At 53.9% G+C, this 12,013-nt stretch carries 7 protein-coding genes; 6 read left to right on the top strand and 1 reads right to left on the bottom strand.

Annotated features, from left to right (window positions below; genetic code table 11):
- The first annotated feature begins 81 nt into the window (after positions 1-81).
- Positions 82-1,500, top strand: a complete 1,419-nt coding sequence (locus P8934_RS10255) for an MBL fold metallo-hydrolase (protein WP_278030942.1) — start codon at positions 82-84, stop codon at positions 1,498-1,500.
- Here the strand turns inward: P8934_RS10255 and P8934_RS10250 are convergent.
- On the bottom strand, positions 1,485-1,700 hold the full coding sequence (locus tag P8934_RS10250; RefSeq protein WP_278030941.1) for a hypothetical protein: 216 nt from the start codon (positions 1,698-1,700) through the stop codon (positions 1,485-1,487). The two genes, P8934_RS10255 and P8934_RS10250, sit on opposite strands and share 16 nt — an antisense overlap.
- Before the next feature lie 551 nt (positions 1,701-2,251).
- Between P8934_RS10250 and glmS the strand changes: the two genes are divergently transcribed.
- The 5 genes from glmS to P8934_RS10225 all read left to right on the top strand — a co-directional run bounded on the left by glmS (position 2,252) and on the right by P8934_RS10225 (position 11,668).
- Positions 2,252-4,123 carry a glutamine--fructose-6-phosphate transaminase (isomerizing) gene (glmS, locus tag P8934_RS10245; protein WP_278030940.1) on the top strand — a complete coding sequence of 624 codons (1,872 nt, stop codon included), beginning with the start codon at positions 2,252-2,254 and terminating at the stop codon, positions 4,121-4,123.
- 58 nt (positions 4,124-4,181) lie between these two features.
- Entirely contained in the window at positions 4,182-5,303 is a 1,122-nt protein-coding gene (gene wecB, locus P8934_RS10240) for a UDP-N-acetylglucosamine 2-epimerase (non-hydrolyzing) (RefSeq protein WP_278034023.1), read from the top strand.
- A gap of 76 nt (positions 5,304-5,379) precedes the next feature.
- Positions 5,380-6,654, top strand: a complete 1,275-nt coding sequence (gene wecC, locus P8934_RS10235; protein ID WP_278030939.1) for a UDP-N-acetyl-D-mannosamine dehydrogenase — start codon at positions 5,380-5,382, stop codon at positions 6,652-6,654.
- 306 nt (positions 6,655-6,960) lie between these two features.
- A complete protein-coding gene (locus P8934_RS10230; protein ID WP_278030938.1) occupies positions 6,961-9,066 on the top strand; it encodes a glycosyltransferase in 2,106 nt (701 codons plus the stop codon).
- Between the two features lie 34 nt (positions 9,067-9,100).
- Positions 9,101-11,668 carry an alginate lyase family protein gene (locus P8934_RS10225; protein WP_278030937.1) on the top strand — a complete coding sequence of 856 codons (2,568 nt, stop codon included), beginning with the start codon at positions 9,101-9,103 and terminating at the stop codon, positions 11,666-11,668.
- Positions 11,669-12,013: the final 345 nt, after the last annotated feature.

Below are 12,013 nucleotides of genomic sequence, written 5' to 3'. Positions count from 1 at the left end.
GACGTACCCCGTCAGTGTCCCTTGCCTACACTGAAGGCATCGGATAGCAGGCATTGGATAGCGGGCAGGGAGGCCACCCGGATGCAGACCCCACGGATTGTTCACCATGGCGCCGCCGAGGGCGTCACCGGCAGCTGTCACCGCCTGCAGGTGAGCGAGGACCGCGCGCTGCTGGTAGATTGCGGGCTCTTCCAGGGCCAGGACGCCGACCACCTCGACAGCCTCGAGCAGCACCGGGTGCGCTTCCCGGTGGACGACGTGCTGGCGCTGGTAGTCACCCATGTGCATATCGACCATATCGGCCGGCTGCCCTATCTGCTGGCGGCGGGCTACCGCGGGCCGATCCTCTGCTCGGTGCCCTCCGCGCGGCTGCTGCCACTGGTGATCGAGGATGCGCTGAAGATCGGCTTCACCCGCGATCGGGCGCTGATCGAGCGCTTCCTGGCCGAGGTGGAAGGGCGGCTGGTGCCGCTGGACTACCGGCAGTGGTATACCGTTATCGATGACGATCGCCACCGTATCCGCGTCAAGCTGCAGCGCGCCGGACATATCCTCGGCTCGGCCTATGTGGAGGTGGATACGCGCGACCGCGCCACGGGCGAGGCCCACCGCACGGTGTTCTCCGGCGATCTCGGGGCGCCTTACGCGCCGCTGCTGCCGGCGCCGAGGCCGCCGTACCGAGCCGATACCCTGGTGATCGAGAGCACCTACGGCGACCGCACCCACGAGGATCGCACCACCCGACGGGCGCGGCTCAAGGGCGCCATCGACCGGGCCCTTGAGAACGCCGGCAGCGTGGTGATCCCCGCCTTCAGCATCGGCCGCACCCAAGAGCTGCTCTACGAGCTCGAGGGGCTGACCCATGGCGCCACCGACCCGCGCTGGCGCGAGCTCGAGATCATCGTCGACTCGCCGCTGGCCGCGCGCTTCACCGAGGTCTATCGTGAGCTCAGGCCCTGGTGGGACGCCGAGGCCCACCACCGGCTGCGCAGCGGCCGCCATCCGCTGAGCTTCGACAACCTCTACACCGTGAATGACCACGCCGAGCACGAGCAGACGGTAGACTACCTGGCCCGCACCCACCGCCCGGCGGTGGTGATCGCCGCCAGCGGCATGGTCACCGGCGGGCGGGTGGTCAACTACCTCAAGCGCATGCTGGGTGACCCGCGCCACGCCGTGGTGTTCATCGGCTACCAGGGGGCCGGCACCCCGGGGCGCGATATCCAGCGTTACGGCCCGCGTGGCGGCTGGGTAGCCCTCGACGGCGAGCGCATCGACATCCGCGCCCACATCGAGACCGTCAGCGGCTACTCTGCCCATGCCGACCAGCACAACCTGCTCGCCTTTATCCGCCGCATGCGTCACCCGCCGCACCATGTGCGCCTGGTGCACGGCGAGCACGACGCCCAGCTCGCCTTCAAGGCGAGGATCGAAGAGTGGGCAAGGGAGGCGGGCAGGGAGGTGGAGGTGGCCCTGGGGGCCGATCACCAGATGGACTGAGGGGTTTCCGGCTCCGCGTCCAGGCGACCCAGTCGCGTATACCGTTCGCAAGTGGCGCAGGTGACCACGGTCAGGTCATTGTCGACCGCCTCGAGCGTGAACTCCTGCCAGTCATTGGCCCGGGCGATCTCGATGGTGCCGCAGGTGCAGGACAGGATGCGCCGGCCCTGGGGGTCGACGTCTAGCGTGATGGGTCTCATGGGCAATCCCTCCCTGGATCTGCCTTGATGGTACGCTATCGTGCCGAACGCCTTCGTACGAGAACGCGGCCGCTACGTGTAGGCGATCTCGTCGGTTGGGGGGCATCTAACCTCGTGGTGCAGGCACCGCTTCCATGTGCCCGTACTGGTTCTTGTTGGAGCCGTGCTTGCACGGCGATAGGCAGAGCGTTTCTTCTTGCACAGCGATGACCGGTATATGCCGCGGGCCCGCTACCCCCGCTCCCCTCGCCCTTGTTGGGGGCCGCTTCTGAGAACGTTCATGCTGCCCCACCGTTGTGGGCGGGACGGGCGGGCTGTATCCTTCGCAAGCCAATTTTTCTTAGCTTCTAGCTATGGTGCGCAGTGCGGGCTCTGCGCTCAGCGTGGAGCCACTCTGTGCAGTTGCGTAGAATAATGCGTCCACCAACGGATGTCTGCGCAGGAGCAGGATCCCGGGCAATATCATTGTTTCTTCAGGGCATGGGAATACGTCCGGTTCAATCCTCGGGCGGTAGCGTGCCCGTTTCGGCTACTCGACTCAATGGACTGACATGTGTGGAATCGTCGGCGCGGCTAGCCTGCGCAATGTTACCCCCATCCTGCTTGAAGGCCTGAACCGGCTCGAGTATCGCGGTTACGACTCAGCAGGTATTGCCGTGCTGAGGGAAGGGCAGTTGCAGCGTGAGCGGGAGGTCGGCAAGGTGGCTGCCCTGGAGAGCCTGCTCGAGCAGCGAGCGGTCAAAGGACAATTGGGCATCGCGCATACCCGCTGGGCCACCCACGGCAAGCCCAGCACGCTCAATGCCCACCCGCACCTGTCGAATGCCTCCGTGGCGGTGGTTCACAACGGCATCATCGAGAATCATGAGCCTTTGCGCCGTGAGCTCGAGGCCCAAGGCTATCGCTTCCACTCGGACACCGACACGGAGGTGGTGGCGCACCTTTTCCATTACTATTACGCCACCACCACTCATCAGCAGGACTCACTGAACGAAGCTGCTGAACCGGCTCAGCGTCTCATGGCGGCCTTCCGGGCCACGCTTGGGCGTCTGCATGGGGCTTATGCGCTCGGCGTCCTGCACATCGAGCACCCGGATAGCCTGCTCTGTGCCCGCATGGGCAGCCCGCTGGTGGTGGGCGAGGGCAGCGAAGAGCACTTCATCGCCTCCGATCCTCTGGCGCTGCTGCAGGTAACCGACCGCTTCATCTACCTGGAAGAGGGCGACCACGCCCTTGTCTCTCGCGATGCGTGTCGGATTTTTGACACCGCGGGGGCTCAGGTGGATCGCCCTATCGTCCGTTTCGAGCATGGCGATCAGATCGCCGAGAAGGGCGACTATCGCCACTTCATGCTCAAGGAAATCCACGAGCAGCCGCGTGTCCTCAAGGCAACGCTGGCGGACAAGGTCTCCGATGAGGGCCGCCTGCTGGCCTCGGTCCTGGGTGCGGAAGCAGAAGCCCTGCTGGATCGAGTCGAGCAGGTCCAGATCGTCTCCTGCGGCACCAGTTATCATGCCGGCCTGGTGGCCCGTTACTGGCTCGAGGGCCTGGCGGGCCTTCCCTGTTCGGTCGAGGTCGCCAGCGAGTTCCGCTATCGCCATGTGGTCGTACCGAACAACACGCTCTTCGTGACCATCTCGCAGTCCGGTGAGACGGCCGACACCCTGGCCGCGTTGCGCTTTGCGAAACGGGCCGGCTATCTCGCCACCCTGGCCATCTGCAACGTGCCGGGAAGCTCCCTGGTGCGCGAGTCGGACCTGCGGCTGATGACCCATGCCGGACCGGAGATCGGTGTGGCCTCCACCAAGGCCTTCACGACGCAGCTGTTGGCCCTGCTGTGGTTCACGGTTCTGCTGGGACGAAAGTGGCTAGGCGAGCAACGGCTGGCAGAGCTGATCGCCGATCTGGCAGCCTTGCCCGCACAGATCGAGCAGGTGCTTGCCCTGGAGCCGGATATCGCTGCGCTCGCCACTCGTTTCGCCAGCAAGCATCACACTCTCTTTCTCGGGCGTGGCCCCCACTATCCGGTGGCCATGGAAGGGGCACTGAAACTCAAGGAGATCTCCTATATCCATGCCGAGGCCTATGCGGCGGGAGAGCTCAAGCATGGCCCCCTAGCCTTGGTGGACGATGACATGCCCGTGGTCACCGTTGCTCCCAGCGACGAGCTGCTGGAAAAGCTCAAGAGCAACCTACAGGAAGTTCGCGCTCGCGGGGGACAGCTGATCAACTTCATCTGCGAGGATGCTGGTCTGGAAGACGGCGAAGGTTTCCATAACCTGAAACTGCCCAAGGTCAGCGATAGTGTGGCGCCCATCCTCTTCAGCGTGCCTCTCCAACTGCTCTCCTACCATGTGGCCCTGGTCAAGGGCACCGACGTGGACAAGCCGCGTAATCTCGCCAAATCGGTAACCGTCGAGTAAGGCTGCAGACCGGTTACTCCTGCGTTTTCAACCTACGAAAAACCCTATTCCTATGCCCATCAAGACCCTCTGCGTGTTCGGTACCCGCCCCGAAGCCATCAAGATGGCGCCCCTTGCCCTGTCCCTTGCTGCCGATGAGCGCTTCGATGCGCAGGTCTGCGTGACCGGTCAGCATCGCGAGATGCTGGATCAGGTGCTGGATCTGTTCGAACTGACACCCGATCACGATCTCAACATCATGAAACCGGGACAGGATCTCACCGACGTGACCACGTCGATCCTGCAAGGCATGAAAGGCGTGTTGGCCGAGGTCAAGCCGGATATCGTGCTGGTACATGGCGATACCGCAACCACCTTTGCCACCACCCTGGCCGCCTATTATCAGCAGATCCCTGTGGGCCATGTGGAAGCCGGCCTGCGTACCGGCAACATCTACTCCCCCTGGCCGGAAGAGGCCAACCGCAAATTGACCGGTGCCCTGGCAGAGTTGCATTTCGCGCCTACCGAGCGCTCCAGCCGTAACCTTCTGGAAGAGGGCATCGCACCGGACAAGGTCCATGTCACCGGAAACACCGTTATCGACGCGCTGCTGGAGGTTGTGCAAAAACTCGAGGATAGCGAACGATTCCAGCAGCAGTTCGCCGAGCAGTTCGACTTCCTGGACGCCAACCGCAAGTTGATCCTGGTGACAGGGCACCGGCGCGAGAGCTTCGGTGGCGGCTTCGAGCGGATCTGCCGGGCGCTTCACGATACGGCCGCCGCGCACCCCGATACACAGATCGTCTACCCCGTGCACTTGAACCCCAACGTCCTCGAGCCGGTCAAGCGGCTGCTCTCGGACATCGACAACGTGCACCTGATCGAGCCGCTTGACTACCTGCCGTTCGTCTACCTGATGAATCGAGCCCACCTGATCCTCACCGATTCCGGTGGCATCCAGGAAGAGGCTCCGTCCCTCGGAAAGCCCGTGCTGGTGATGCGGGATACCACCGAGCGGCCGGAAGCCGTGGATGCCGGCACCGTCAAGCTGGTAGGCACCGATGTGGCGCGGATCGTCGGTGAGATGGATACCCTGCTGACGGATACCGCCGCCTACGAGGCCATGAGCTATGCCCATAACCCCTACGGGGATGGCAAGGCCTGCAGCCGCATTCGCGAGATCCTGGCCAGCACGCTATAGCATTCCGGTATCGTGACTGTACTGACACCGTACAGCTCCAGACTTCCTTGAATTCAACCTGTCTTTGGACGGAACCATGAACTACGACACCATCTCCGTTATCGGCCTCGGTTACATTGGCCTGCCAACCGCCGCCGTCATCGCCTCTCGTCGCAAGCAGGTCATCGGCGTGGATATCAATCAGCACGCGGTGGATACCATCAACCGTGGTGACATCCATATCGTTGAACCTGAACTGGATATCGTGGTTCATGCCGCCGTGAAGGAAGGCTACCTGCGTGCGGCGACCCGCCCCGAGCCTGCGGATGCTTTCCTGATTGCCGTTCCCACCCCGTTCAAGGCAGAGAACGGCAATGACCATGTGCCTGACCTGAGCTATATCGAGTCGGCAAGCAAGGCCGTTGCCCAGGTGCTGAAGGCGGGTGACCTGGTGATCCTGGAATCCACCTCTCCGGTGGGTGCCACCGAACAGATGGCGGCCTGGATGGCCGAAGCGCGACCCGATCTCACCTTTCCACAGACCCATGGGGAAGCATCCGATATCCGTATCGCCCATTGCCCCGAGCGTGTGCTGCCCGGCCATGTGGTGCGTGAGCTGGTGGAGAACGACCGTGTGATCGGCGGCATGACCGCCAAGTGCTCCGCGGCGGCCACGGCGCTCTATCAGATCTTCGTAGAGGGGGAGTGCATCACCACCACGGCTCGCACCGCCGAGATGGCCAAGCTCACCGAGAACAGCTTTCGCGACGTGAACATCGCCTTCGCCAATGAGCTTTCCATCATCTGCGACAAGATCGACATCAGTGTGTGGGAGCTGATTCGCCTGGCCAATCGTCATCCGCGGGTCAACATCCTTCAGCCTGGCCCAGGAGTTGGCGGCCACTGCATCGCCGTGGACCCCTGGTTCATCGTCAGCGAGACACCAGATGAGGCGCGCCTGATCCGCACCGCGAGGGAAGTCAACGATGGCAAGCCGCAGTGGGTCAATGAAAAGGTACATCAAGCAGTTGGCAAACTTCTCACAGCGAACTCGAATAAAACGGCTAAAGATGTATCCATCGCCTGTTTTGGTCTGGCCTTCAAGCCGGATATTGATGACTTGCGGGAAAGTCCTGCTCTAAAAATTGTGGAAAAATTGGCGTCCTCACACCCTGGGCAGATGTTAATCGTGGAGCCCAATATTAAATCTCTGCCGGCGAGTTTGAAGCAAAAAGCAGAACTTTACCCTGTGGGAAAAGCTATAGAAAACGCCGATATACTATTGCTGCTGGTGGACCATCGAGACTTTAAAGGGGTGGGCGCTGAGCTACTGAAAGAGAAGGTGGTGCTGGACACACGTGGAATCTGGTAGTCGACTGGCTGATTGAAGACGAAATCGAATGCTGCGTTAGACTTTGTGAAATGCTGGATCGCTTTTTTCGATGATCTCGCGTTGCCCATGAGCGCCGCCGGAAGGTGCCTTATAAAATTATCGAGGCTAAACAAGCGATAGATTACTAAAAATTACTAATAAAATCCGCTCTTCACTCAGCATCCTAAGATGCTTGCTACACGTTCTTGATTGCTAATCACTTTTCAATACACTGCACACTGATAGCCATGAACCACTCCGGGATATGCGGCGTGGTTTTCGGTTTACTGGAACAGGGCCTGATATATGAATATGCTGCTTTTTCGGATAAAGCGAAGGCTGTACAAGGAATTCAAAAAGAGGAAAAAAAGAGTCTTTGTCAATTATCATGACAAGCATCTGGTATCCGAAAAAGCAGTCGCTGATATAAGTATAAAAAAAAAGGCAACAACGATTTATGTTTCAGGCAACTTATACTCTCCTGTAAGCTTGATCGAGAAAGCAGCTGTCATATCAGTAAAATTTTTCGATAAACGAAACGTTGATGTCTCCGAGAGTGAGCCACTGTATGACATGAAGTTATCGGAGAAGCATGGAGCATATAAATACTTAAGTGCATCTCCGCAGATTGAAGTTTTTCATCTGCTGGCACCGATTCCAAGAAATGCGGTGCGTGTCCGCATCGCTATAATGAGTTTCAAAGGTTCTGATGTGTATCTAAAGGCCGGCGCATCAGTAGAGTGTCAAAATATTAGTTATCAAGAAAGGTTGTCTGAAATAATCGCAGAGGTAGAAAAAAATATATACCAACTTGGTGATTTAGACATCTATAATATAGACTGCATGTTGGGGAAAAATATTTCAGACAGAGAGAAATCTCTGATTTTGAAGAAGAGTATAGAGTATTTTACCGGAGTCAGCACGCAAGCAGAGATAGCTTTAGGAAAAATACTGTTTCGCCACGAGCCTTCTCTAGATACCGCTATGGAAATAAAGCATGCGCTTACCAAGGCGGGGCATATGTACGACTTGGTGGAATTTATAGAAGAAGTACAGCAGCATAACCTTACGGGTTGGAATTTCTCTTCTCATCGCATTCAAGATGAAATCAAGACGATGGAAAAGGGCTTTTCTTTCAGTGAAGCAGGTAAAATAAGGCCATATGAGGCTAAGAATGAAGTGCTCTACTTGCTGCACAATTCGTTACCCTATAATTCAGGTGGTTACGCGACGCGCACGCATGGCTTACTAAAAGGAATAAACAAAGAGTCAGAGTATACTGTCTGTGGTGTTTCCAGACCAGGTTATCCTTCAGATCATAAGAAGCACATCAGCTTTAAACTTCCCAGTACTATCCCTGAAGTTGATATAATCGATGAGGTTCACTATCTGAGATGCAGTCAAGCAACGAGGAAGAGTAGCCTTACATTAACTGAATATATTTCCTTATATGCAGAACAGCTCGTGGAGCACGCCATACAGCATCAGGCTAAGATTATACATGCTGCTTCGAATTATCCGAACGGTTTCGCAGCGATTGAAGCCTCAAAAAGGTTGGGCATTAAATCTGTTTATGAAGTGCGCGGGCTATGGGAGATTACAAGAATGTCCCGGCAAAGGGACTGGGAAACAACTGATCAGTTCAAGTTTATGGCAAAGATGGAGGCTGAGGCCTGCAATAATGCCGATGCAGTCATTACCATTACCCATGCGCTTAAAGACCTTATGGTCTCTCGAGGCGTAGACGAAAGTAAAATTACTGTAGTCCCAAACTGTGTGCATACCGAGCAGTTTATCCCCTTTGAACCACGGGACCAGATGTTAGCCGCCGAATTGGGTATCCAAGAGGATGATGTGGTCATCGGATACATAGGATCCATTGTAAATTACGAAGGCCTTGATGATCTGATCCATGCGTTAAAAGAGCTGCAGGAAGGTGGCCTGCGAAACTTCAAGATGCTTCTCGTTGGAGATGGTGGGTTCCTGCAAGTCCTACAAGGTCTTGTGAAGGAGCTACAGCTCGATGATATGGTCATATGCACTGGCCGTGTCCCGCATTCAGAGGTCCGTCGCTATTACTCGCTCGTCGATATTACCCCATTCCCTCGCAAACCTTTTTTGGTTTGTGAAGCGGTATCGCCTCTGAAGCCTTTTGAATCAATGGCGAGCGGAAAGGCGGTTGTGGTGTCGAGCTGTGCAGCTTTGACGGAGATAGTGGCAGATGGTGAAACTGGCCTTGTCTTTGAAAAGGGCAACGTCGACAGTCTAGCGAACGTGCTGAAAATGCTGATTTCAGATAAAAAGTTACGCTCACGTCTTGGACAGACGGCGTATGAATGGGTATGCCAAGAACGGGATTGGAAAGTGTCAGCACGAAAGGTCGGCGATATTTATCGCAGTCTAGATGCCTGATCGCCAACGTTAAAGGAAATGGTGGTGGCTATTTATGTTGTGCAAAAATGGTAATTTTCTCTCTAATAATTCGTTGGCTCTAATACCCATTAAAAGTTTCTTGCATCGTATTTTTCCAAGCGGATACTACGACGATAAAGCAGATCTGGTTGTTAGCGAACGCCTCTTCAAGCCGCGCAAGGATTGTGAGCCAGTTTCACTGGTTCCTCCGATAGATTGGGAAGCGAATAATTTTAACGAAGATAGAAATTGGAGGATGCAACTTCAGGGGTGGGCGGGGTTTCATCCGATCATGAATTTTTTTGATGATTATCCACGAAAGGACATGATCGTTTCTTACTTTCTGGAGATTGCTCAGGACTGGTGGGGCTCATATGGGGATGATCCTGACGATGTGGTGACTACACGTATGCCCGTTAGCTACGCATGGTATGATATGTCGGTTGGTTTTCGTGCGTTAGTTATCGCGTTTTTTATAAACCGCATCGAATATTTTGGTATTAGGCTTGAGCATGCTGAGCGTGATCAATTGTATAAGCTTGCAAAGAAGCATGTTGCAAACTTGAGTACTGAAAAAGCGTTTAGCTTGAATAACCATGGCTTATTTCAGATTCAAGGTCTGATGTCGTTGCTTCAGGTTATAGAGCACGATAACTCAGATAGCATTATGGCATACGGCCTTAAAAAAATGGAGGACCTGATTGACTCGCAGTATGATAAAAGTGGCATTCACCTTGAGCACTCTCCCCATTACCATTTTTACGCTACGGATACTTTCGAGGCCATAATTGCATCTGGTTGGTACGATTCACGCCCTGAGTTGATCAAGCGTGTTGAACATGCAATCAATGCAAAAAAATGGTTGGTGGACCCCTTGAAACGTCCTATTTGTATTGGGGACTCCATTCTTACCGAACAAACATCTGTATCGTTTGATCTAGATAGTGATGCGGATGTAGTGATGAGTGACTTTAACTCGAGTGGTTACTGCGGTGTACGGTCTGCTTGGCGCACTGAAGCCAACAAGGCATCAATGCTCTTTATGACGGGCATGTACCACAGCAAGGCGCATAAACATCGAGATTGCCTGTCATTTGACTGGTTCGATCAAGGCGCCAGGATAATTTGTGATAGTGGAAAATATGGCTACCGAAGTGATAAGTATAGAAACTATTTCCTCAGCTCACGCGCCCACAATAGCGTGGAAATAGAAGGGTTCGATATTATAAAGCTGAAGCCTTATGGTTCAGCAATCGAACATGTAAAAGCGTTGGGTAATGACCTGTTTGAGCTTTGCGCGGGCCTTGATTTTCCTGCCATTAAACACCATCGCCGCTTGATATTCAAGCCTGGAAGATGGTTGATCGTTTGCGATAAGCTAGACTTTGTAAGAGCTCGTAGCTTTACTCAATGGTTTCATCTCGAAAAAGACTTTAAGCTTGTTCGGATGATCGAAAATTCCCTGATCTTTTCCCGAAATAATAGAGGGTTGTTATTCATAGATTGTACTCATGCGGATGTTTCCATAAGGCTCCATAAGGGAGATGAGGATAGTATGCAGGGGTACATCTGCGAAAAGGACTACAAGTATGAAGCTGCCTATGCTGTAGGGTTTTCGGGCTTCGGTAGGGATGAGACTGTAGTTACCGTATTGTCTCTGGACTCGAGTGCACGTGAAGAAGCATTGTTGCATGCAAAAAAAAACATCAACGCTGATGTGGATCTGAAAAAGCTATCGGCTGGTAATGTTGCGGCACCTGTTCCAATACCAGGCACAAAACATCAAAGTGCATTTTCACTAGATGAGATAAAGTTCAAAAAAGGCAAGTCTACATATCGTGTATATCTTGAAGGTGTTTGCTTCAACTTCTATGCGAATATCAAAGATAGTGAAAAACTAATTGTTATGTTTCCAGGTGCGACTAATCGAAGTAAAGGGAGTGTGGATTACCAACGGTTTACCTGGAGCAATGAATTCGAAGAAAGTGTTATTTGTTTTTCCGATCCTACGATCAATGATAGCAACAGTCTTAGTATTGGGTGGTTCCAGAATAAGGAAGAAGCCTACGGAATCGAGCGTCTCCACACTTTGCTACAGTATGTTCTTGATCAACTTTCCATCAAGCAGGAAAATTTGATTTTATTCGGTTCTTCTGCCGGTGGATTTGTATCGCTGAAATGTGCAAATCTCTTCCCGGAAAGCCCAGTGGTGGCGATCAATCCTCAAATTTACTTGTTTAACTACAGTAAGCTTCATTACCAGGCGATGATCGATTATGTTTATTCAGGTATGAGTCACGTTGAGATTTTGAATAAGTATCAAGATCGTTTGGAAGTTAGTAATGAGTTCTCGTCTAGGCGGTCTCCGGTCTTTATATTTCAGAATCGGTATGATGTTAAGCATGTGCAGAAGCATCTATCGCCTTATCTTAAGTCAATAGAGCCCGATCTGTGCAAAGAATATCAAGTTCTCGACATCTATAAAGGGTACAGCTCCCTCAATATTGTTTATTATGAAGATGAGCTTTCCGGCCACTCACCGCCCGGTAAAAGTGATACCCTTGCTATGATCAATTCTGTTCTATCGTCTATTAAATTTTAACTGATCAGTGACAATACGATGAATAGTAATTTTTTTGGATGCGGCATGAGATTTCGATAAGATCTTACCGATCATCATCTGTGGCGCCTCACGCTATGGTACACGCATGATGAAGGATTTGCTGAACGAGCACCCCCGAATTGCCATTCAGGAAGAAATGCATGCCAAAACCATTGCGAGGTACTTCTCTCTCCTGGATGGCGTGGATGACGTTTTTGACCACTACTCTGAGCGGAAGGGCAGGAGGCTCGACGCATCCTGAAATGCTATGCGGCATGTGTTGACGCATGTTTTCTTTACAGCGGCCAATAAGAAATCAGCTGCTGGTCATGGCAAAGATCTTCT

Source organism: Halomonas sp. CKK8 (genome assembly GCF_029625235.1).
Taxonomy (GTDB): domain Bacteria; phylum Pseudomonadota; class Gammaproteobacteria; order Pseudomonadales; family Halomonadaceae; genus Halomonas; species Halomonas ventosae.
This window is presented reverse-complemented; position numbering and strand designations above follow the sequence as displayed.

What these genes read in the sequence shown, in the direction of transcription:
- wecC (WP_278030939.1), top strand. Translation starts at nt 5,380, where the DNA reads ATGAACTACGACACCATCTCCGTTATCGGCCTCGGTTACATTGGCCTG.
- P8934_RS10230 (WP_278030938.1), top strand. Translation starts at nt 6,961, where the DNA reads ATGAATATGCTGCTTTTTCGGATAAAGCGAAGGCTGTACAAGGAATTC.
- P8934_RS10225 (WP_278030937.1), top strand. Translation starts at nt 9,101, where the DNA reads ATGTTGTGCAAAAATGGTAATTTTCTCTCTAATAATTCGTTGGCTCTA.
- P8934_RS10250 (WP_278030941.1), bottom strand. Translation starts at nt 1,700, where the DNA reads ATGAGACCCATCACGCTAGACGTCGACCCCCAGGGCCGGCGCATCCTG.
- P8934_RS10255 (WP_278030942.1), top strand. Translation starts at nt 82, where the DNA reads ATGCAGACCCCACGGATTGTTCACCATGGCGCCGCCGAGGGCGTCACC.
- glmS (WP_278030940.1), top strand. Translation starts at nt 2,252, where the DNA reads ATGTGTGGAATCGTCGGCGCGGCTAGCCTGCGCAATGTTACCCCCATC.